The organism is Novosphingobium sp. NFX11, assembly GCF_057376415.1.
Genome location: NZ_CP080385.1, coordinates 1,398,223 through 1,420,498 on the forward strand (window position 1 = coordinate 1,398,223; position 22,276 = coordinate 1,420,498).

A 22,276-nucleotide genomic window follows, 5' to 3' on the forward strand; every position below is an offset into this window, starting at 1 on the left:
AATTCGCGCTGCGCACGGCCGCACCTGTTCTTCAGCGCGGGACGACGGTACTTCTCGACGACTACGGCTGCTTCGGACGCGAAGCGCCCACATACGGACGCGGCGGGCTGGCGACGCAGGCAGCGCTGCGCCGTTCGCTGTGCGAGTTGGAGGGGGCGAGGTGGCCGAACTCTACCCTTCGGGCCTCGCGGCGCTGTCTGGCGCGATCCTCGCGGCATGCCGCGCGGGCGACGAATTGCTGGTGTGCGACACGATCTACGGCCCCACCCGCCGCTTCGCCGAGACGACGATGGCCGACTACAGCGTCACCGTCCGCTACTTCCCTGCCGATATCACGCTCGATGATCTGGAGGCGATGATCGGCGACAAGACCCGCCTGATCGTGCTGGAGGCACCCGGTTCACTGACGCTCGACATGCTCGACATTCCGGGCATCGCCGCGCTGGCGCGGTCGCGCGGCGTGCTGACGCTGGTGGACAACACTTATTCCGCGGGCGTGTTGTTCAAGCCGCTGGCGCATGGCGTCGATATCTCGGTGCAGGCGCTGACCAAGTACGTTTGCGGCCATTCCGACGTGTTCATGGGCAGCGCCGTCGCTAGCGGCGAAGTGGGCGCGTTGCTGCGGCGCGGGTCGCGCAGCATGGGCTGGGCGGTGTCTTCGGACGACGCCTACCTTGCCCTGCGCGGCATGCGCACGCTGCATGCGCGCCTTGCCCGTCACGGCGAGGCGGCGCTGGAAGTCGCCGCATGGCTGCGCGCGCAGCCGATGGTGCGCGAAGTGCTCTGCCCGCAGCTGCCGGGCGCGCCGGGGCACGACCTGTTCATGCGCGACTACAGCGCGGGCAACGGCCTCGTCACCGTGGTGCTCGACGGGCCGGAGAGCGCCGAGCGCGCCTTCCTCGACGCGCTGAAGCTGTTCGGCCTCGGCTTCTCGTGGGGCGGGTTCGAGAGCCTTGCCATCCCGTGCAACGGCCAGATCCGCCAGCGGTCCTTCGCCGCTGACACGACTTTCCCGGTGATCCGCCTCCACGTGGGGCTGGAGGACACCGCGGACCTCATTCGCGAACTCGACGGCGCGCTTTCCGCATTTGCGGCGGCGGTCGGCGAGGGCGCGCAAACCGGGACGGGACAACCCGCCGGACACGTCGGCGCCGTCGCCCCTTCGGGCAACGATGCCCAGGGAGACAGCGTCATCTATCCGGCGGCAGCAGATACGCCGCCCATCATGGGGGTTTGAATGCGTAGAATACTCGTTACCTCGTCCATCCTCGCGCTGAGCGTCGCCACCGGCAACGCGGCGTACGCCCAAGCTGCTGATGATACCGCAGCACCGGGCGGTTCGGACATCGTCGTCACCGGCTCGCGCGGGCAGGCCCGCACGGTCGCCACCAGCCCGACGCCGATCGACGTCATCAGCGGCGAGCAGATCGCCCAGCTCGGCGGCTCGATGCAGCTGCGCGACGTGCTGAGCCAGCTAGTGCCTTCGTTCCAGTCGCAGCAGGTCGGTTCCTCCTCGTGGAACTCGGTCACGCGTCCAGCGGGCCTGCGCGGCCTCTCGGGCGTGCATGTGCTGGTGCTGGTCAACGGCAAGCGCCGCCACAACTCGGCGCTGATCGACCTCAATTCGGGCTCGACCTCGATGGGCGGCAATCCGGTCGATCTCGACCAGATCCCGGCCAGCGCGATCGCCCGCATCGAAGTGCTGCGCGACGGCGCGGCGGCGCAGTACGGTTCGGACGCCATCGCCGGCGTCATCAACGTCATCCTCAAGAGCAACCCCGACGCGGGCAGCGGCTCGATCGAGGCGGGCCAGCGCTACAAGGACAGCGTCAACGGCAGCGACGGCGAGACCGTCTCGGCGCAGCTGTCCAAGGGCTTCCACCTTGGCGACAACGGCTCGATCGTAGTCTCCGCCGAAGCCAAGCGCCAGAAGGCGACGGTGCGTAACTCGGACTACACCGGCCGCATCTATTCGCGCATCAACGGCGCTGACGATCCGCGCGAAGCGACCGGCGACCGCCGCCGCTACCAGGGCGGCCTGCCCGACCTCAAGTCGATCAACCTCGCCCAGAACAGCGAGATCCAGGCGGGCGACCTGACGCTCTACAGCAACGCCACCTTCGGCTACCGCGAAGCGCGCGTCGGCCAGGCGGGCCGCTATCCCAGCACCACCAGCGACATCGTCGAGATCTACCCCGACGGCTTCACGCCCTACTACACGATGGCCGAGACCGACTGGCAGGCGACGGCGGGCATGAAGGAGACGGTCGCCGGCTGGAATCTCGACCTCAGCACCACGTACGGCCGCGACTACGTGCGTTCGGGCGCGGACAATACGCTGAATGCCTCGCTCGGCACTTCCAGCCCGACGAAATTCGACACCTTCAGCTCGGCGTTCGACCAGTGGACGACGAATTTCGACGTCACCAAGGGCTTCGAAGTCTTTGGCGGCCGCAACCTGCAGGTCTCGGCCGGCGCGGAGTTCCGTTATGAGAGCTACGTCACCAAGTCGCTCGACACCGCGTCGTGGCAGAACGGCGGCTACGTCTACCCGACCGGCTCGGCGCTGGCCGGACAGCCCGGCGCGATCGGTGCACAGGGCGCCACGGTCATCACCCCGGCCGACGAGGCGAGCATCCAGCGCACCATCGGCGCGGCCTACATCGACCTCGCGCTCGACCTCACCGATCGCCTGCTGGTGACCGGCGCGGGCCGCTTCGAGACGTACGACGACAGCTCGGGCAGCGTTTGGAGCGGCAAGGTCTCGGCCTTGTGGAAGGCGACCGACTGGCTAAACTTCCGCGGTGCGTTCTCCAACGGCTTCCGCGCGCCTTCGCTCTCGCAGCAGGCGTATGCGCAGACCGCCACGCAAGTCTCGCTGGTCAACGGTTCGTATCAGCTGATCGAGATCCAAGATCCTGCAGACCGGCTCCGCCATCGCGCAGGCGCTGGGCGGCAAGGACCTGAAGCCCGAGAAGTCGCGCAACTACAGCTTCGGCGTGACGCTGACGCCGCTGGCGGGCTTCACGCTGACCGTCGATGCCTACCAGATCAACATCGACGACCGCATCACCCTGACAGGCCTGCTCTCGAGCGCCGGGGTGCGCCAGATCCTGCGCGACAACGGGTTCTCGGGCGATCAGTACGTACGCTTCTTCGCCAATGCCATCGACACCCGCACGCGCGGTATCGACGCGGTGGCGAACTACAGCTTCACGCTGGGCGACTTCGGCAACGTCCGTGCGAGCGCGGCGTACAACTACAACAAGACCAAGATCACCCACATCGCCGACAACCCCGAGGAACTGGCGAACCTGGGCCTGACCCTGTTCGACCGGCAGACGCAGGGCTACTTCACGGTCTTCACCCCGAAGGACAAGATCATCCTCGGCCTCAACTGGTCGAAGGGTCCGTTCTCGGTCAATGCCAAGGAAACCCGCTACGGCAGCTGGAAGGCGCTCGCCAACGCCGCTACCAGCGACCAGAGCTACGGGGCCAAGTGGATCACCGACTTCGAGGTGGGCTTCCAGGTGACCGAGAAGCTCAAGCTCTCGGGCGGCGCGTACAACGTGTTCAACACCTATCCTGACAAGAACACCGTGACCAACACCATCGGCAGTTCGCCTTACGGCAGCAACTCGCCGTTCGGTGCCTACGGCGGCTACTACTACGGCCGCCTCTCCTTCGACTTCTAACCTACCCATCCTGGCGGCCGGACCGGCGCCGACTGCGTCGGCCGGCCGCACTTTTCTCCTTACAACCTGACGATTTCACACCGGCGAACCTGCGGGCTTCGCGCGGGGTGTCGTCCTGCGCACGGTTCCCGCGATGCTGTTCCTGCTCCATGCCCACCCCCTGATGACCGCGATCGGCTGCGGCGGCCTGATCGGCCTCGTGCTCGCGCTGATCGGCGGGGGCGGCTCGGTGCTGGCGACGCCGATGCTGGTCTACGTGATCGGGCTGGGCAATCCGCACCTCGCGATCGGCACCGGCGCGATCGGCGTCGCGGTGAACGCGGCGATGGCTCTGGCCGGACACGCGCGGGCGGGCCGGGTGCGCTGGCGCAGCGGCATGCTGTTCGCGCTGTGCGGCCTTGGCGGGGCGAGCCTCGGTTCCACCCTCGGCAAGCTATGCGACGCCGAGTGGCTGCTGCGCGGCCTGTCGGTGTTGATGCTGGTGATCGCCGCGTCGATGATCCTGCGCCGCGCGGCCGAGGATGTCGCCGCCGTGCCTGCCGGCTGGCGCCGCCTCGCCGGGTTCGGCGCGGGCAGCGGCGGCCTTGCGGGCTTCTTCGGCATCGGCGGCGGCTTCATGATCGTGCCCGGCCTCGTCAGGGCGACCGGCATGTCGACGGCCGAGGCGGTCGCCACCTCGCTCATCGCCGTCGCCGCGTTCGGGGCCACGACGGCGGCGAACTACGCGGCGTCGGGTCTGGTCGACTGGCCGGTGGCGAGCGCGCTGATCGCTGGCGGACTGCTCGGCGGCCTTGGCGGCGGCATGCTCGCCGGGCGCCTCTCGGGCGGCCGGGATATGCTGCGCTACCTCTTTTCCACGCTCGTCGCGGCAATGGCGCTGGCCATGCTGGCGAGCACTCTCAACTGAAGGAATATCCCCCATGCTTCGCAAGATCTTCCAGGATCATCCCGAGTCTGTCGGCGAGACCTACGGCCAGCATTTCCAGTCGGCCTTCGGCTTCGGCACCGCGATGGTCGCGGGCGGCATCAAGTGCCTGATCCACGGACTGCTGCCGACGGTCTTCACGACCTCCGGCAGCGACGTGGTCCGCACTCTCCATCGCCGCATGGTGACGCACCGCCACCGCGACGACCAGCAGGGCGACTAACGCCCGGCGAGGATCACCGGCGCGATCTGGCGGCTGGCCACTTCGCGCAGGACGAAACTGCTGCGGATGCGGCGCACGTGAGGAAGAACCGAAAGCTCTTTGCGGTAGATCATGTCGTAATCTTCCAGCGATTGCACGTTGAGGATCATCAGGAAGTCGGTGTCTCCAGTGACGAAGGCACAGAACTGCATCGATGGGCTATCTAGCACGGCCTTCTCGAAGTCCTGCAGTACCGATTCGGTTTGCGATATGAGCTCTATGGAGACCATCACCAGCGTCCCATAGCCCAGCGCGCGGACATTGAGGTTGGCGGAATAGTTCGAGATATAGCCCGCTTCTTCCAGTATTTTGCGGCGACGGGCGACTGCGGTGCTCGACAGATGGACTTTCTCGCCCAGCCACACGTCCGATGCGCGCCCATCGGAGACGAGGGCACGCATCAACCTGAGGTCGGTGTCGTCGAGTTCGTGCTGCGCTGGCTTGCCGCGCGCGGCATCCAGCCAGTGCAGTTTACCGGACTGCATATCCATCTTGTTGAGCGCCCCTCTTTTTAATTTCGAAACCATAGTGCCGAATGTCCTCTGGATTTCAAACAAAAGGGATCGAGTGGGGGTGTTATTCCGACAGAATGTTATCGAACCAGCCTGTGTCACCGCCGATGGGCATTCCGGCGGGGATCGGCGGACGCGGGCGGCTGGCCTTGCCGATCTCGTCGGCGAGGCGACTGGGATCGCGCAGCAGTGCGGCCATCGAGACTTGCCACAGCGCATCCTCGGAGCCGCCCTTCGCCTTCGCGAAGCCGGTCGCGGTGTCCTTGAGGTAGCCGTCGAGCAGGGCGGCGACGTCGGCGGGGGTATCGGCATCGGCCCGCGCGGCGGCGATGGCGAGTAGGGTGGCTTGCGAAATCCGGCGCGAAACCGCGTTGCCGTGCGCGGCCACCACCGGCGAAAGCTTGTCCAGCAGCGTGCCGACGCCGGGCTGGCTCGAGATCGTAGCCATGCTGGATGTGCAGACGGGTGAGGCGTGTGGGCGCGAGCAGGCTGTCGAGGGTGACTTGCGCGGCGACCTGCGCGGCGACGAGCGGATCGAACACCGCAGCGCCCGCGCCGCGCATCACTTCGGGCACGGCCTCGGCATCGGGGCGGGCGCTGCTGCCGCTCGACAGCATCATCGTCAGCGATGCGGGCACCGTCAGAACGCTGGGCGAAAGCGTGCCGACAAGCGCGTCGATCGCCTCCAACTGCTGAGCGGCGGGGACCGGATAGGGCGCACCGCGCCCGTCACCGACGACGGCGTATTCATAGTTCACGCCGCCCACCAGCTTGCCGGTGGCGTCGATCGAATAGCGGTGGAACAACCAGATCGGCACGAACTTGCGGCGCAGGTTGGACAGCGGCTCGCCGGAAAGGAGCACGCCGGGGCCGAAGTTCGCCAGCGCGATGCGGCGAACCTCCATCGTGTGGGCAAGGTCGGCGGGGGTGTCGTCGCCCTCGGTCCACATGTTGACGCCGGGCACCGCGAGGTCGGGCGCGCGGCCGTCCACGTCGGTGCCGAAGATCAGGCCCGCCTTGCGGATCGCATCGGCCTTGGCGGCGGCTTCCGCGTCCCCGTCGACGCCGGGCGCGGGTTGGCCGTAGAGCCAGTCCACGGTGAACTTGTCCCACTTGCCGATGCCAGTAGCGTAGGCGTCGCCAAGGTCCAGCCTGCCATCGGCGATTGCGACCTTGGGCGCGGGGTAGTCCATCACCGAGGCGCGGTCTTGCAGGCTGGCCTTGAAGTTGTGGACGAAGCCGATCGCATGGCCGACCTCATGCGCACCGAGCTGGCTGATGCGGGCGAGCGCGGCGCGGACCGGGTCGTTGGGGCCGCCGGTGTTGTTCTGCGCGGTGCCGACGAGCCCTTCGAAGATGGTGATGTCCTGCCGCACGCGCAGGGCGCCCAGCACGACCACGCCCTTGACGATCTCTCCGGTGCGCGGGTCGATCACGCCGCCGCCGTAGGACCAGCTGCGGTTCTGGCGGTCGGTCCAGTTGACCACGTTGTAGCGCACGTCCTGCGGATCGACGCCGGGGGCAGGATCTCCACCCTGAAGGCATCGACGAAGCCCGCCGCGTCGAAGGCGTCGGCCCACCATCGCACGCCGTCGGCCAGCGCGGTGCGGATCGGATCGGGCGCGGCGCTGTCGATGTAGAAGACGATCGCCTTCTTCACCGGGGAGCGCGCGGCGGACGGATCGGTCTTCTCCAGCCGGAAGCGGTTGGAATATTCGACCAGCATCGGCGTGCCCAGCGGGGTGCCGAAGTCATAGGCCTGCGTGGCGTGGCTGCCCGAGCGGATGTCGAACTTGCGCGGCACGAAGCCGGGTTCGGGCAGCGCGATCAGCGAGGAATGGACGGTGACGCTGACCGCGCGGCCATCGGGCGCCAGCGTATCGAGTTCGCGGCCCGCGCTGTCGGCGGTGAAGGTCTGGACCGTTTCCAGTTCGACGTTCTTCGGGAACACCTTCACAGAGGCGGGATCGAGCGCGCTGAGCTTTTCGGACAGCTTGTAGCCCTTTGCGCTCTCGCCGATCGCGCCGGCCAGGTCCATCGCGTCGGTCATCAGCAGCGGGGTGAGGTCCACTGTGACGCTGCCCCCGTTCATGTTGGCACCCTCGCTCACCACGTCGAGCATGGCGACGGTGCTGAACGGGAAGCTGGCCTTCGCGCCCATCTGCACGCCCGCGTCGCCGCTGGCGCGGAAGCGCGGGTTCTCGAACACTACGGCGACCTTGCCGCCCATGCGGCGGAAGGCGAGCACCTTGGTATCGCCCTGCATACCCCGGTCGATGCGGATCGCGGCGGAGCCGAGGCCGGTCTTGATCGCCTGCGTGAACAGGTAGCGGCCCGAAGTGCCGTCGGCGGCGGGGGCGGGCAGGGTGAACAGCACCTTGCCCTTGGCGGCATCGACCTGCACCGGCAGCAGCGCGCCATCAGCGGTGGAAGCGACCGCAACCGGTGCGGCCCATGCGGACGGGGCGCCTGCATAGGCTACGGCAGCGCAACCGGCGACGAGGAAAGGCTTCATGCGGGCGACGAAAGACATCGTGAGTATTCCCCCTGTGGAGCTGGTGGCGAGAGCGTGAACCCCTCATCTCGCCGTTGCAGCAAAGCCTAGCGCAAACCTCGCGCAGCTTCCCCGAACTTATCGGGGCGGAATGGCGCATCGTTGATGGAATCCTGCGCAGAGAATTAGAAAGCCGCGAAAATCATGCGCAAGTGCTCGGTCGCTTGCACAAGTCGCCTACCGCATCGCCGATGCTGCGCTGCATTTCGCGAGATCACGGCGCGATCGGGTTCGGGAAAATGCGCGGGTTCCGGAGCATCCGCACCAATCTTGCGCGGATCGCGATATTAACGCTGAAATCCATCAAGCGATCGGCAAAATAGCCGCAACTTTATTGGGATCATTCGCCCCCTTCCGGATAGTATCGACGGCATCAGGCAGCGATCCGGATCGGGGGCAAACCGAAATCCAAGACGGACACTGCCGGATGATGGGGTTCCCGCAAGGGTAGGCGGGAACGGGGAATACGGGTTTTTCATCAAGCGCTTTGCCGGCGGCACCGCGAGGGCGGTGAGCACATCCGTGTGCCTGGAGGAACCGCGTCCATTCTCCGTCCATCGGGATGAGGGCGCCTGTGGCGAGAGATTCGGTCACAGGGAGTTTTTCGCGATGCGCAATGCAAACACGGCCTTGGGCCAGACCTCGCAAAGTCGGGGCATGATGGAAAGCTTTTCAGTGCGTTCGGCCCGTGCCCTGCTGCTGGCAGGTGCTGCGGTACCGCTGTTTCTTGCGGCTCCGGCGATGGCCCAGGGCGCGCCGACGCCTGCGGACGAGGAGCCGGTCAACGACATCGTCGTGACCGGTTCGCGCATCGTCGGCGACGGCTACAGCGCGCCCACGCCCGTGGCGGTGCTGGGCGAGGCGGACATCGCCGCGCAGGCCCCGGCGAACATTTCCGACTTCGTGAACCAGATGCCTGCCATCGCCGGTTCGGGCACTTCGGGCACGAACTCGGGCGGGCTTTCGAACGCGGGTGCGGGCATCAACTCGATCGGCCTGCGGGGGCTTGGCGTCGGCCGTACGCTGGTGCTGGTGGACGGGCAGCGCTCGGTCGCCTCGACCGTGGGCGGCACGGTGGACATCAACACGATCCCGCAGGATCTGGTGAAGCGGGTGGAAGTCATCACCGGTGGCGCTTCCGCCGCTTACGGGTCGGACGCGGTGGGCGGCGTCGTCAACTTCATCCTCGACACCGGCTACAAGGGCTTCAAGATCGGTGCCGACACCGGCATCTCGACCTATGGAGACGCCTTCAACTACCGCTTCACCGGCACCGCGGGCTTCTCGTTGCTGGATGACCGGCTGCACCTGCTCACCAACGTGTCGTACTTCAAGCAGAACCGCGAGGAGGGGATCGACCGCGACTGGAACAACAAGGGTTATTTCCAGATCAATAACCCCGCCTACACCGCCACCAACGGCGAGCCACAGCGGCTGGTCGGCAGCGGGATCGGCCCGGCGGGGTACACGGCGGGCGGCCTCATCACCAGCGGCCCGCTGCGCGGTACGTACTTCCTGGGCGAGGGGCAGACCGGGCAGCTCAACTACGGCACCGTCTCCAGCCCGTGGATGATCGGCGGCGACTGGCAGACCACGCTCGCCGGCCATGTCGGCACCAACACCCTCGTTCCGCTCGATGAACGCCTGAGCGCATTCCAGCGCGTCGGCTTCGAGATCACGCCCGACATCGAGATCTTCGGGCAGTTCTCCTACAACCGCTCGGTCAGCGCGTCCTCGTACCAGCAGACTCCCAGCACCGGGGTGACCATCGCGGCGGACAATGCCTACCTGCTCAGCCAGTACCCCACCGTCGCGGCGCAGATGGCGGCGCAGGGGCTGTCCTCGATCACCGTGGGCACCTCCAACGCAGGCTTCCCGATCCCGGGCAGCAACATCAAGCGGCAGGTCTATCGCGGCGTCATCGGCGCCAAGGGCAAGTTCGACCTGTTCGACAAGCCGATGAACTGGGACGTCTACTACCAGAAAGGCGTCACCAAGGCGCGCGAGGAACTGACCAACACCTGGGTCAATTCGCGCATGGCGCTGGCGCAGGATGCGGTGTTCGACGGATCGGGCAACATCGTGTGCCGTTCCACGCTGACCAATCCGGGCAATGGCTGCGTGCCGATCGACCGGCTTGGCACCAACGGCCCTTCGCAGGCGGCGCTCGACTACATCTACAACGACGGCAACCAGCCGCTGCGCCACCAGACGATCAAGCAGGACGTCGCCGCCGCCACGATCTCGGGCAAGGCCTTCGCGCTTCCGGCGGGCGATCTGGCCTTTGCCACCGGCGTCGAATGGCGACGCGAGCAGATCAACGGCAGCGTGGATTCGCAGTACAATTCCGGCTGGCTCTACGGCAACTTCCGCGTCAACCAGGGTAAGTACGACGTCTATGAAGGCTTCCTCGAACTCGACGTGCCGATCTTCGACGGGATGAATGTCAACGCCGCCGCGCGCGGGACGCATTATTCCACGTCGGGCTGGGTCGGTACGTGGAAGGTCGGCGCCAACTGGCAGGCCATGAACGCGCTGCGCTTCCGCGGCACGCTGAGCCACGACATCCGCGCGCCCAACCTCGACGAACTGTTCGCGGCGGGCACTGCGCGTACCAACACCGTCATCATCCCGGACGGCGCCGATGCCCCGCAGACCGGATCGCTGCAGTTCGTGCAGAACGCCTTCGGCAACTCCTCGCTCAAGCCCGAAGTGGCTGACGGCTGGACGCTGGGTGCGGTGTTCGAACCCAGCTTCCTGCCGGGCTTCTCGCTTTCCTTCGATTACTACCAGATCAAGATCAAGGACGCGATCGGCTCGATCACCGCGCAGCAGACGGTGGACCTGTGCTACGAACAGGGCATCTCCTCGTATTGCCCCAACATCAACTTCGTGAACGGGCAACTCAGCACGATCGACCTGACGCCGATCAACTTCGCCCGCCAGCAGACCAAGGGCTTCGACATCGAGGCCAGCTACACCGCGCAAGTCGGCCCCGGCACCCTGCGCCTGCACGGGCAGGCCACGCACTATATCGAGAACGTGGTCGATGACGGCATCAGCTTCCCGATCGACTATGCGGGCGTGCTGACCAATAATACCACCTATGCTTCGCCCGACTGGGTTTACCGCGTCAGCGCATTCTACGACATCGACCCGGTCAGCCTGAATCTGGTGGCGCGCGGCTTTACCAATGGCGTCTACGGCAACGACTGGATCGAGTGCGATGGCGACTGCCCGGCCAGCACCGCGCAGTACCGCACGATCAACGACAATTCGATCAAGGGCGCGGTCTATTTCGACGCTTCGGTGGACTTCAAGTTCCCGGCGATGGGCGGCGGCATGGGCCACCTGACCTTCGTTGTGAACAACCTGCTGAACAAGGACCCGGTGCTCGTCGGCAACGGTCCGGACGGCAACAACGTACCCGCGTATGCCCAGACCAACCGCAGCCGCTACGACGTGATCGGCCGCACCTTCCGCGTCTCCGCCAAGGTCGAGTTCTAAGAGAGGATTTCGGATCATGAACACCGTCAAACGCGCCATGCTCGCCGCCGCCCTCGCCACCACCTTTATGGGCGGCGCTCCCGCCCATGCCGCCGCCCCGCAAGCGCTCAAGGACGAGGTCGCGAAGGAAGTCGAGGCGCAGCGCAAGCAGATCCAGGTCATGGTCGACCAGATCTTCAGCTTCGCCGAACCGGGCTTCCAGGAAGTCAGGACCAGCGAATACCTCACCGGCATCCTCGAAAAGAACGGCTTCACGGTGACGCGCGGGGTGGCGGGCATTCCCACCGCCTTCACCGCCACCTGGGGCAAGGGCGGGCCGAAGATCGCGCTGGGCAGCGATATCGACGACGTGCTCGGCGTCTCGCAGACCCCCGGCCTGCCGTATCTCAAGCCCATCGTCGAAGGCGCGCCGGGGCATGGCGAGGGTCATAACTCGGGCATGCCGCTGATGGTCGCCGCCGCCATCGCGGTGAAGAAGGTGATGACCAAGCACGGCCTCGAAGGCCGCCTGATGCTGTGGCCGGGCGTCGCCGAGGAGTTGCTGGCGACCAAGGCCTATTACGTGCGTGCAGGGCTGTTCAAGGACGTGGACGCCTCGATCTTCACCCACGTCAGTTCCGATTTCTCGACCGGCTACGGCGAGATGGGGAACAACGGCATGGTCTCGGTCGAATACAGCTTCAAGGGCAAGACCGCGCACTCGGCGGGCATGCCGTGGGAGGGCCGCAGCGCGCTCGACGCGGTGGAGATCATGGACGTCGCGTGGAACTTCCGGCGCGAACACCTACCGCTGACGCAGCGCTCGCACATGATCATCACCAACGGCGGCGGCCAGCCCAACGTGGTGCCGGACAAGGCCAGCATCTGGTACTTCTTCCGCGAGCGCACTTTCGCCGACATCCGCAAGCTCTACGAGACCGGTAACGACATCGCCAAGGCCGCCGCGCTCGCCACCGGCACTACGGTCAGCCAGCAGACGCTGGGCTATGCGGCGCCCAACTTCGGCAATAAGCCGCTGGCCGAAGCCGCCTATGCCAACATCAAGGCGGTCGGCATGCCGCAGTGGAGCGCTGACGATCAGGCCTTCGCCAAGGCCGCGCAGACCTTCAACGACCGCAAGATCGAGCCGCTGAAGTCGGAAGTCGCCGAACTCTCGACCCCGGAGAATCGCAAGCCCTCCACCGGTGGCGGCTCGGACGACATCGGCGACATCATGTGGGCGGTGCCGACGATCACCATCCGCTTCCCCTCGAACATCCCCAACATGATCGGCCACAACTCCACTTCGGCCTTCGCGATGGCCACCCCGATCGCGCACAAGGGCGTCGAGGCGGGCGCCAAGGCGGTGGCGATGACGGTGCTCGATATCCTGACGACGCCGCAGCTGGTCACCGACGCCAAGACCTATTTCACCGACGTGCAGCTGAAGACCGACACCTATGCGCCGGTGCTGACCGACAAGGACGTGCCCGCGATCTGGCTGAACGAGCGCAACATGCAGCTCTACCGGCCGATGATGGAGAAGTACTACTACAACCCGGCGAAGTATCCGACCTACCTCGACCAGCTGGGCGTCAAGTACCCCACCCTGACGAAGCCGGCGGAGTAATCGGGATGCGCAGCAACACACATTCCTCTGCCTCCCCCACCCCCGTCATTGCGAGCGGCGAAGCCGCGCGGCAATCCAGGGCGGAGCCGCGCCGCTCTGGATTGCTTCGCTACGCTCGCAATGACGAACGAGGGGGACGAGCAAGGCGCGGATAAGCGCGGGGCAAGCGTGCGCAGGTACGGTCTGCGTCCCCTGATCGCCGCCGCGCTTGCTGCGGCCTCGCTCATCCCCGGAGTCGCGCAGGCGGCTGCCGACCCGGCGCTCAAGCAGGAAGTCGCCGCCGCCGTCGAGGCGCAGCGCAAGCAGATCCAGGTCATGGTGGACGAGATCTACTCGTTCGCCGAACCGGGGTTCCAAGAGGTGAAGACCAGCGAGTACCTCGCCGGTATCCTCGAGAAGAACGGCTTCACCGTCGTGCGCGGCGTGGCCGGTGTCCCCACCGCCTTCACCGCCAGCTGGGGCACCGGCGGGCCGAAGATCGCGCTGGGCAGCGACATCGACGGGCTGCTCGGCGTATCGCAGGTGCCGGGCGTGGCGGAGGTCAAGCCGCTCACCGAAGGCGCACCCGGGCATGGCGAGGGCCACAATTCGGGCATGCCGCTGATGGTCGCCGCCGCGCTCGCCGCCAAGCAGGTGATGACGAAGCACGGGCTGCAGGGCCGCCTGATGCTGTGGCCGGGCGTCGCCGAGGAGCTGCTGGCGACCAAGGCGTACTATGTGCGCGCGGGGATGTTCAAGGACGTCGATGCCTCGATCTTCGCGCACGTCAACACCGGCTTCGGCACCGGCTGGGGCGACCTCGGCCTAACCGGCATGATCTCGGTCGAATACGAGTGGAAGGGCAAGACCGCCCACTCGGCCGCGATGCCGTGGGAGGGCCGCAGTGCGCTCGACGGGGTGGAGTTGATGGACGTCATGTGGAACTTCCGGCGCGAGCACCTCCCGCTCACGCAGCGCTCGCACGACGTCATCACCAACGGCGGCGGCCAGCCCAACGTGGTGCCCGACAAGGCGAGCAGCTGGTACTACTTCCGCGACAAGGACTTCGCTTCGCTGCGCAACCTCTACGAAGTCGGCAACCAGATTTCGGAGGCCTCGGCGCTGGCGACGGGCACCACGGTCAGCCGCAAGGTGCTGGGCTTCGCCGCGCCGAACTACGGCAACAAGCCGCTGGCCGAGGCGCTCTACGCCAATATCGAGACGGTGGGCGTGCCGCAGTGGTCCGCCGCCGACCAGGCCTTCGCGAAGGCGGTGCAGGTGAAGAACCACCTCAAGGTCGCCCCGCTGCCGGATAAGGTCGCGCCGCTCTCCACCCCGGACCTGCGCGGCGATGCCAGCTTCGGCGGCTCGGACGATATCGGCGACGTGATGTGGACGGTGCCGACGGTCACCATCGGCTATCCGGCGAACATTCCCAACGTGATCTTCCACCACGCCACCGCCGCGATGGCGATGGCCACGCCGATCGCGCACAAGGGCACCGTCGTCGGCGCCAAGGCGGTGGCGATGACGATCCTCGATCTCGTCACCACGCCGCAGATCATCACGGAGGCCAAGACTTGGATGAAGGACGTCCAGCTCAAGGACCAGAAGTACGATCCGCTGATCGCCGCCACCGACATGCCCGCGATCGACCGCAACGCGCGCACGATGGCGCAGATCCGCCCGGCGATGCAGCCCAGCTACTACGATCCGAAGAAGTACGATTCCTACCTCCAGCAACTGGGCATCGATTACGAGGCTTCGGGTCGCGAAACCTCCGGCGCGGGCAGCTAAGCCCCCAGCGCGCCAACCGGCCGGGGTGCGAACACCCTGACAAGAGCCAACTGCCCCGGCCGGTTCTTTTCCTTGAGACATCCTCCCTCCCACGAAGGGACCATGCAGATGGCACGCATCATCGTCATCGGCGCCGGCATCACCGGCGTCACGGCCGCCTACGCCCTGCTTTCGCGCGGGCACGAGGTCACCCTGCTCGAGCGGCACCGCTACCCGGCGATGGAGACGTCCTTCGCCAATGGCGGGCAGCTTTCGGCCAGCAACGCCGAAGTGTGGAATTCGATGGCGACGATCGCCAAGGGCCTGCGCTGGCTGCTGCGCCCTGACGCGCCGCTGCTGTTCAACCCGCGTCCCTCGCTGCACAAGTATTCGTGGATGGCGCAGTTCGTCGGCGCCATCGGCAGGCACCACGCCAACACCGTGGAGACCACCCGCCTCGCCATCGCCGCGCGTCGCCACCTGTTCGACATCGCGACACGCGAAGGCATCGACTTCGACCTCTCGCGCTGCGGCATCCTCCATTTCTACCGCAACGCCGAGACCTTCGCGGCGGCCCGGCGCGGCAATGCGCTGCTGGTCGAGGGCGGGCTGGAGCGCGAGGAAGTCTCCCCGCCGAGATCGCCCGCATCGAACCGGCGCTGCAAGGCGATTTCTGCGGCGGCTTCTTCACGCCGTCCGATTCCACGGGCGACATTCACAAGTTCACCACCGGCCTCGCCCGCGCCTGCGCCCGCCTTGGCGCGCGGTTCGTGCTGGGCGGCGAGGTGGACCACATAGCGCTTCGGCCCGACGGTGTGTCGGTCCGGCTGCAGGCGGCGGGCGGCCTTGGGGAAGGATCCGATACCGGCCGCCTGCAGGACTTTTCGACCGATGATCTCGGTGCCGAAACGGTCGTCGAGGGGGACATGGTGATGGTCTGCGCTGGCGTCGCCAGCCGCGCGCTGGCGGCGAAGCTGGGGGACCGGGTCAACATCTACCCGGTCAAGGGCTACTCGATCACCGTCATGCTGAACGACGAAGAGAGCCGCGCCGCCGCGCCCGAGGTCAGCCTGCTCGACGAGGACGCCAAGATTGTCACCAGCCGCCTCGGCGCGGACCGTTTCCGGGTGGCGGGCACGGCGGAGTTCAACGGCTTCAACCGCGACATCCGCGCCGACCGCATCCGCCCGCTGGTCGACTGGAGCGAGCGGCACTTCCCCGGCATGAGCACGCGCCAGGTGGTGCCGTGGGCGGGCCTGAGGCCGATGACGCCGACGATGATGCCCTTCGTCGGCCGGGGCAGGCATCCGCGCGTTTTCTACAACACCGGCCACGGCCATCTCGGCTGGACGCTCTCGGCAATCACCGCGGAACTGGTCGCGCAGATGATCCCGCCGGATGAGACCGAACAGCGCCGCAGCGCCTGAGGCGTCAGGCCGCCAGCGTTTCCGAACGCGCGTCCACGAGGACCCGGTTGCGCCCTTCGCGCTTGGCACGATAGAGCGCGGCGTCGGCGGCCTTTATAAGCGTGGAGCCGTCGCGCTCCATGCTGTCCTCCCACGATGCAATGCCGAAGGACATCGTCAGCGAACCCAGCGCGCGGCCGCCCTGGTGGACGATCAGTTCGCTGATCGACTGGCGTACGGAGTCCACTCGCGCGGCGAGAGTGACCGCTGAGGTACCCGGCGCGATGATCGTGAATTCCTCGCCGCCGAAACGGCAGACGACGTCGCCGTCGCGGAAGCGGCTGCGCATCTCGGCCGCCACGGCCTGCAGCACGGCGTCGCCGGCGTCGTGGCCGAACTCGTCGTTGAAGCGCTTGAAGTGATCGACGTCGCACATGACGAGGCTGAGCGGGCTGCCTGAACGCGAGGCACGAGCGATTTCCAGCGCCAGCGTCTCTTCCATGTAGCGCCGATTGAACAGGCTGGTGAGCGGATCGCGGATGGTCTGCTCGCGCAGACCGCGCTGGAGGCGGTGGTTGACGAGGGCGGAGGCGATGTTCTCGGTCAGCACCGTCAGGCGGAAACGGTTCTCGGTTCCGACCACGCCCTTGAGGTAGAGCACGCCGATAACCTCGCCTCCCGCCAACAGCGGTTCGCAATGGTAATGGTCGGTCTGGTTGCCGACATGGGCGCAGACGATGTCGGAATCGGGCTCGACGACGAAGTGGCTCTGGCCTCGGCGCAGAGCCCAGCACTGATCGGGCGCGAAGCCTGATGAGGCAACATCCAGCCCACCCCAGGCCGCGATCGGCACCAGCAGGTTGCGCGAATTGTTGTGGGCGTAAAGCGCACCCGGGATTTCGGGCAATACGCGCGGCACGAAGACGCGGATGATCGATGCCAGTTCGTCGTCGGTGCGGGCGGCCTGCATGCGATGGGCCATGCCGCCGAGCAGTTCGATCACCTCGCCGCGTTCGCGCAGGACTTCGGTGTTGCGGCTGAGTTCTGCATTGGCGACGTGGAGGCGATCCTGGCTTTCGTGCTGGTCGGCGACGGCACCCTCCAGTTCCTCAGCCATGGCGTTGTAGCCGTTTGCCAGCCGCTCGAACTCGCTCGATTCCATGTGGGCATCAATGCGCGCGGCGCGGTCGCCCGCGCCAAGCTGGCCCATGACCGTCATCATCGCATCGACCGGGCGGCGGATGCGCCGGATCAGCGTGGCCGCGGTGTAGCCGACGAAGATCATCGTCAGCGGCACGCCGCCCAGCACCAGCCAGGTGATGTAGCTCAGGCGCTTGTCCACAACGTCGGTTCGCGTCGTCGACAGGGCGCGTTCCTCGTTAAGCAGGTCGTTCACGCGCGCCTCGACGAGTTGCATGAGATAGCGCCCGCGTCCCGATGCGACGGCGGCCTGTGCGCCGGTGAAGTCGCCCGCGCGGGTCTGCTTGGCGATCTGCTCCAGCAGGTCCGCGCGTTGGCCGATGAGGGTACGGATCTGGTCGGCGCGGTCTTTCTGGGCGGGATTGTCCTTGGTGAGGATGACAAGCTCGCCTGCCGCCGCCCGTGCCGCGCCGACTTCGGCCTCTACCGTCTCGCCGAATTCGGGGTTGTGCGTAAGGGCAAAGCCACGCTCACCGGATTCCGCTTGTTGCAGATGCCCCATCGCGCGGTTTGCGGTCTTGAGCACCTGCGAAGAATGGATGACCCACGCGAGGCTGGCGCGTGTCTGCGCGGAGCCTTCGAGCAGCAACCCTGCGAGCAGTGCCAGCAACAGGCACAGCACGCTGCACAGGATGACGATGCGACGCGACAACGACCCGACCAAGGGAATCTCCGTATAAGCGGGAGATAGAGCCCTCGGTCATCTGCCGCCGCGTTGCAATCGAAATTACAAAACTGAAATGTGACTTAAACGCGGCGGCAGGCGGTCTATCGGCGCGTCAGGCGATGGTCGGCACGATCCCGCCTTCGACGCGGATCGCCGCACCGTTGGTGATGGCGCCGAGCGGGCTGGCGAGCAGCGCGACCTGCGCCGCGATCTCGTCAGCTTCGATCAAACGGCGGATGAGCGACAAGGGGCGCAGCTTGGCGAAGAATTCCGCCTCGCGCTCGGCTTCCGGCGCATCCTTGTTGTCGACGACCGAACGGATGAACTCGACGATGCCTTCCGAGCGCGTCGGCCCGGGCATGACCGAATTCACTGTTACGCCGGTTCCGCGCGTCTGCTCGGCAAGGCCGCGCGCAATCGCCAGTTGGGCGGTCTTGGTCATGCCGTAATGGATCATCTCGCCGGGGATCACGAGCGCGCTTTCGCTGGCGATGAAGATCACGCGGCCCCAATCCTGTTCCAGCATCTTCGGGAAGTAGTGGCGGGCAAGGCGCGCGCCGCTGACGACGTTGACTTCGAAGAAGTGGTGCCAGTCCGCGTCGGTGATCTCGGTGAAGGGCTTGGCCTCGTAGATGCCGAGGTTGTTGACGAGGATATCGGCCTGCGGGACCGCGGCGATCAGGGTCTCGGCACCCTCGGCGGTTGCAGGGTCGGCGAGCACGGCGCGTACCTTGCCGCCGTTTGCGGCGACTGCGCTGACCTTGGCTACCGCCTCGTCGAGCTTCGTCTGGTTGCGACCGGAGATGACGACGTCCACGCCCTCGGCGGCGAGGCGTTCGGCGATGGCGAGGCCGATGCCGGCCGTCGAGCCGGTGACTAGAGCGGACTTGCCGGTGAGTTTGAGATCCATGACGGGATATTCCTTGCTGATGTGCCCTAAAATCTAGGTTGTCGCGTCATTGATGCATAGTGATGCATCTGGCATATCAGAAGTGAATCAAAATCACGGATCGCGTCATGGACAACCGCTTCGGCGAGATGCAGATATTCCTCGCGGTCGCGCAATACGGCAGTTTCGCGAGCGCGGCCAAGGCGCTGCGCCTGACGCCCTCGGCGGTAAGCCGGGCCATGGCGCGGCTCGAAGGGCGGTTGGGCGTGCAGTTGGTGTCGCGCACTACGCGCGCCTTGGCACTGACGGCAGAGGGTGAAGTCTATCGCGCGCGGGTAGCAGGGCTGGTGGCGGAAATCGACGAGGTCGAGCGGGGCTTCGGCTCGGCTGAAGAGGCACCGCGCGGGCCGTTGCGCATCAATGCCTCGGTGCCGTTCGGGACGCAGTGCTTGTTACCGATCCTGCCTCGTTTCCAGCGAGCGTACCCCAGGGTCACGGTAAACCTGGCGCTGTCCGATACACTGGTCGATCTTGTCGAGGAACGGGCCGACATTGCCATACGCATCGGCCCCTTACGGGACACCGGGCTAAGGGCGAAGAAACTGGGGCGCAGCATGATGGCGCTGGTCGCGAGCCCGGATTATTTGCGCATGCATGGCGAACCGCTACACCCGCGCGAACTGGCCGGGCACGCCTGCCTGCAGTTCAGCTTCCGACGCTCCATCGACACCTGGCCGTTCCGGATCGACGAAGCACTAGTCCAAAGGCCGATCGAGGCGGCATTCCTCGGCAATTCGGGGGAAGTGGTGCGGCTGATGGCGGTCGCGGGCGGCGGTATCGCGCGGCTGGGGCGGTTTCATGTCGCTGCCGATCTTGAGGCGGGGAGGCTGGTCGAAATACTGAGCCCCTTCAATCCGGGGGACCATGAAGACATTCACGCCCTTTATGTGGGCCATCGGCGACTGGCTTCCCGCATCCGGGCTTTCCTCGACTTCCTTGAGGCGAGACTGGTGCTGCCCGAAGGAGGCTAGCGAGAGGGGCGCCGGGTGCGCCAGTTGAGCGTGGTGACCGTGAGCGCGGCGCCTAGGCTCAGTTCGCCGCACCAGACGATCGTGCCCATGGCCGGACCGAGCAGCGCGGCGTTTACGGCCCAGCCGATGCCGAGCAGAAACCACCCTGCCATACGGGTAGAGCGCGTCTGTACATGAGTGAGGAGCCGACCCAGGAGATCGCGCTGGTGCCGCTTCATGCTGGCGGCGAGCGCGAGGAATCCGGCAACGATCACGGTGGCGGGAAGAATGTGCATCATGCGCTTGTTGCCCGCCGGTTCGCACCACGTGGCTTCGCACCGGCCTTTGCCTTTGTCCGGAGTTGAGCGCTTCTTACTGCGGCAAGGAGAAAGCCTGCGGCGAGGACGAGCATCACCAGGTCGAAGGCCACGAAAGTCCAGTCCCCCGCCAGCAGGCTAGGGAGCAGCCCGCGGGAAGTCGTCATGGCATTGGCCAGCGGGATGGCGGCGAAGCAGGCACCGGCGATCGCCAGCGCCTCCGTCCATGCGCGTCCGGCGGGACGCAGGATGCCCCACAGTCCGATGCCGAGCCAAGCGAGGAACAGGCTGTCGATCTCACGCTCCGCGCGGTCAACCATTTCCAGCGGGAGCAGGCGGTTGGCGAGGAAATAGACCGCGATCCCGGTCGCCAGCCCGGCAATGGCGGCGATGTTCAGACGCTCGACGATGCGGAAGCCAAGGTGCGGGCAAGAGGGGTCGGAAAGGCGGGCGCGCCGCTTGACCGTCCACAGGACGAGGCCGCTACCCACCATCACCGTGCCGCCTAGACCGCTGAGGAAGTAGAGCCAGCGCAGGCCCCATTCGGCGAAGCGGCCCGTGTGCAGGCCGATCATGACGCTCTCGGTCGCGAGGGCGCTGCCGGTCGCCTGGTGCGTGCCGATCGCGCGGCCGGTAGCGCCTTCGAATGTGGCAGTCTGGCCGCGTGCGCCGAAGGCGGCTTCGGGCGCGCGGCTCATCTCGATCAGGGCGGCCGCGTCGTTGGGGTTGGCGATGCTGATGTAGCCGACCCGCTCGTCGTTCCACCGAGCGGAGGCATTACGCACTAGCGGCCCTAGGTCCGCCAAGGGAGCATGTCTGCCGCTGGGGACGGTCTCGGCGCTGCGGCCGAACACTGCTTCGGAGAATGCGGTCTGCTCGGCATAATTGGCCGCTATGCCCCACGGCATGTACATGGACGCCAGTGTCACCAGTCCGGTGAAAGTGATCATGAGGTGGAAGGGCAATGCCAGCACCGCGGTGACGTTGTGGGCGTCTAGCCAGCTCCTTTGCCCTTTGCCGAAGCGCAGCATGAAGAAGTCGGCGAAGATCTTCTTGTGCGTGATCACGCCCGAGAGGATGGCCACCAGCATGAACATCGCCGCGACGCCGACGAGATAGCGTGCCCACAACACCGGCATGTAATGCAGGTCGAAGTGAAAGCGGTACAGGAAGAAACCGCCACGTGTCTCGCGCGAGGTGATGGCGTGGCCGCCACGGTCGAGCAGCGCGCTGGTTTCGACGCGCTTCGCCGGGCGTTCCCCGGAGGGCTGCCAATATACCTGGGTGGTGGCGCTCCGGCTGTTGGGCAGCGAGATGTACCAGCTCTTCGCATCCGGAGCGACGGAATTGAGGTAACGCATCGCGCCCTGCGCGGCGGTTGCAGGGTCTGCGTCGCCGGTTACCTCGGGCTGCATCCAGCGGGTGATCTCGTCCTGGAAATAGGCTGCGGTCCCGGTGGCGAACATCGCGAAAAGCAGCCATCCAAGGAGCAGTCCGCTCCAGGTATGAAACAGCGCCATCGACTGGCGGAGGCTGTCCTTCATATCCGCGCTCCAGCCGAGAGCGAGAACCACAGGGTGATGCCGAGCGTCAGTCCCGAGCCGGCGAGCCACAGCCAGAGCCTCACCACCGAACGCGCTCCGAAGGCGACGAGCGCCAGTATAGCGAACAGGGCGAAGGAGATCAGCGTCGCGGCGACACTGGCATTGGCGGGATCGACGCCCATGCCGCGCCACAGCAGGCGCGCAATGCAGGCCGTCGCCGCCGACGTCAGAAGGTAGTTCGCGGGAATCGCTGCAATCAGCCGTGCGATGATCTCGCCGCGACCGATGGTGCCGTTGCGTGCGGTCATCGATGACTGCCGGCGATGCGAACTATCACGAAGCCCCCTATTGTCGCGCAATTCACTATTGCGACGCACTCGCAATTTCCGCTAGGCTGCGGCCAGGGAGTTGTCAACGCATGGGT

Annotated in this window: 17 protein-coding genes and 3 pseudogenes; 12 read left to right on the forward strand and 8 right to left on the reverse strand. The window is 66.3% G+C overall.

The features are described from left to right. Positions 1 to 160 precede the first annotated feature (160 nt). The 6 genes and pseudogenes from metC to KZO24_RS24310 all read left to right on the forward strand — a co-directional run bounded on the left by metC (position 161) and on the right by KZO24_RS24310 (position 4,843). Positions 161 to 1,237: a cystathionine beta-lyase gene (gene metC / locus KZO24_RS24285; protein WP_486487353.1), complete on the forward strand. Its 1,077-nt coding sequence runs from the start codon at positions 161 to 163 to the stop codon at positions 1,235 to 1,237. Beyond that, positions 1,238 to 2,809, forward strand: a pseudogene (locus KZO24_RS24290) (TonB-dependent receptor plug domain-containing protein); the annotation flags it as partial. A 154-nt stretch (positions 2,810 to 2,963) separates the two neighbouring features. Continuing rightward, positions 2,964 to 3,512, forward strand: a pseudogene (locus tag KZO24_RS24295) (TonB-dependent receptor domain-containing protein); the annotation flags it as partial. An 18-nt stretch (positions 3,513 to 3,530) separates the two neighbouring features. After that, positions 3,531 to 3,695 (forward strand): hypothetical protein, encoded by a 165-nt coding sequence (locus KZO24_RS24300; protein WP_486487354.1) that lies wholly within the window; start codon positions 3,531 to 3,533, stop codon positions 3,693 to 3,695. 133 nt (positions 3,696 to 3,828) lie between these two features. Beyond that, a complete protein-coding gene (locus KZO24_RS24305; protein ID WP_271184136.1) occupies positions 3,829 to 4,602 on the forward strand; it encodes a sulfite exporter TauE/SafE family protein in 774 nt (257 codons plus the stop codon). Between the two features lie 13 nt (positions 4,603 to 4,615). Continuing rightward, on the forward strand, positions 4,616 to 4,843 hold the full coding sequence (locus KZO24_RS24310; RefSeq protein ID WP_271184137.1) for a DUF6356 family protein: 228 nt from the start codon (positions 4,616 to 4,618) through the stop codon (positions 4,841 to 4,843). On the opposite strand, the gene KZO24_RS24315 is transcribed toward KZO24_RS24310, so the two are convergent. The 3 genes from KZO24_RS24315 to KZO24_RS24325 all read right to left on the reverse strand — a co-directional run bounded on the left by KZO24_RS24315 (position 4,840) and on the right by KZO24_RS24325 (position 7,927). After that, positions 4,840 to 5,367, reverse strand: coding sequence for an Lrp/AsnC family transcriptional regulator (locus KZO24_RS24315; RefSeq protein WP_370424483.1), 528 nt, complete (start codon positions 5,365 to 5,367; stop codon positions 4,840 to 4,842). The two genes, KZO24_RS24310 and KZO24_RS24315, sit on opposite strands and share 4 nt — an antisense overlap. Before the next feature lie 125 nt (positions 5,368 to 5,492). Continuing rightward, the gene (locus KZO24_RS24320; RefSeq protein WP_486487355.1) at positions 5,493 to 6,893 is read right to left on the reverse strand and encodes a zinc-dependent metalloprotease; all 1,401 of its coding nucleotides are present in this window, start codon (positions 6,891 to 6,893) and stop codon (positions 5,493 to 5,495) included. Next, a complete protein-coding gene (locus KZO24_RS24325; protein WP_486487356.1) occupies positions 6,827 to 7,927 on the reverse strand; it encodes a DUF5117 domain-containing protein in 1,101 nt (366 codons plus the stop codon). The genes KZO24_RS24320 and KZO24_RS24325 overlap by 67 nt, the downstream gene beginning before the upstream one ends. Positions 7,928 to 8,557: 630 nt before the next feature. On the opposite strand from KZO24_RS24325, the gene KZO24_RS24330 reads away from it, so the two are divergent. The 5 genes and pseudogenes from KZO24_RS24330 (at position 8,558) to KZO24_RS24350 (ending at position 16,246) form a co-directional block, all read left to right on the forward strand. Beyond that, positions 8,558 to 11,455 carry a TonB-dependent receptor plug domain-containing protein gene (locus KZO24_RS24330; protein ID WP_486487357.1) on the forward strand — a complete coding sequence of 966 codons (2,898 nt, stop codon included), beginning with the start codon at positions 8,558 to 8,560 and terminating at the stop codon, positions 11,453 to 11,455. A 16-nt stretch (positions 11,456 to 11,471) separates the two neighbouring features. Further along, positions 11,472 to 13,064, forward strand: a complete 1,593-nt coding sequence (locus tag KZO24_RS24335) for an amidohydrolase (protein ID WP_486487358.1) — start codon at positions 11,472 to 11,474, stop codon at positions 13,062 to 13,064. Positions 13,065 to 13,184: 120 nt separating this feature from the next. Continuing rightward, the gene (locus KZO24_RS24340) at positions 13,185 to 14,840 is read left to right on the forward strand and encodes a peptidase dimerization domain-containing protein (RefSeq protein ID WP_486487359.1); all 1,656 of its coding nucleotides are present in this window, start codon (positions 13,185 to 13,187) and stop codon (positions 14,838 to 14,840) included. A gap of 108 nt (positions 14,841 to 14,948) precedes the next feature. Continuing rightward, positions 14,949 to 15,335 (forward strand): annotated as a pseudogene (locus KZO24_RS24345) (FAD-dependent oxidoreductase); the annotation flags it as partial. 122 nt (positions 15,336 to 15,457) lie between these two features. Next, positions 15,458 to 16,246 carry an FAD-dependent oxidoreductase gene (locus tag KZO24_RS24350; protein WP_486487762.1) on the forward strand — a complete coding sequence of 263 codons (789 nt, stop codon included), beginning with the start codon at positions 15,458 to 15,460 and terminating at the stop codon, positions 16,244 to 16,246. Between the two features lie 4 nt (positions 16,247 to 16,250). Here the strand turns inward: KZO24_RS24350 and KZO24_RS24355 are convergent, their stop codons facing one another. Further along, the gene (locus tag KZO24_RS24355) at positions 16,251 to 18,089 is read right to left on the reverse strand and encodes a diguanylate cyclase (RefSeq protein ID WP_271184144.1); all 1,839 of its coding nucleotides are present in this window, start codon (positions 18,087 to 18,089) and stop codon (positions 16,251 to 16,253) included. A gap of 115 nt (positions 18,090 to 18,204) precedes the next feature. Next, positions 18,205 to 19,002 carry an SDR family NAD(P)-dependent oxidoreductase gene (locus KZO24_RS24360; RefSeq protein ID WP_271184145.1) on the reverse strand — a complete coding sequence of 266 codons (798 nt, stop codon included), beginning with the start codon at positions 19,000 to 19,002 and terminating at the stop codon, positions 18,205 to 18,207. A gap of 107 nt (positions 19,003 to 19,109) precedes the next feature. Here KZO24_RS24360 and KZO24_RS24365 point away from each other — a divergent pair, with 107 nt between their 5' ends. Next, a complete protein-coding gene (locus tag KZO24_RS24365) occupies positions 19,110 to 20,012 on the forward strand; it encodes a LysR family transcriptional regulator (protein ID WP_271184146.1) in 903 nt (300 codons plus the stop codon). On the opposite strand, the gene KZO24_RS24370 is transcribed toward KZO24_RS24365, so the two are convergent. From KZO24_RS24370 to KZO24_RS24380, 3 genes are read right to left on the reverse strand one after another with little or no spacing between them, the layout of a single operon-like run. Beyond that, positions 20,009 to 20,290, reverse strand: a complete 282-nt coding sequence (locus tag KZO24_RS24370) for a DUF3325 domain-containing protein (protein WP_271184147.1) — start codon at positions 20,288 to 20,290, stop codon at positions 20,009 to 20,011. The two genes, KZO24_RS24365 and KZO24_RS24370, sit on opposite strands and share 4 nt — an antisense overlap. Next, positions 20,287 to 21,852 carry a PepSY-associated TM helix domain-containing protein gene (locus KZO24_RS24375; RefSeq protein WP_271184148.1) on the reverse strand — a complete coding sequence of 522 codons (1,566 nt, stop codon included), beginning with the start codon at positions 21,850 to 21,852 and terminating at the stop codon, positions 20,287 to 20,289. The genes KZO24_RS24370 and KZO24_RS24375 overlap by 4 nt, the downstream gene beginning before the upstream one ends. Then, complete coding sequence (locus KZO24_RS24380; RefSeq protein WP_486487360.1) at positions 21,849 to 22,160, reverse strand: hypothetical protein; 312 nt, start codon at positions 22,158 to 22,160, stop codon at positions 21,849 to 21,851. The genes KZO24_RS24375 and KZO24_RS24380 overlap by 4 nt, the downstream gene beginning before the upstream one ends. Positions 22,161 to 22,276: the final 116 nt, after the last annotated feature.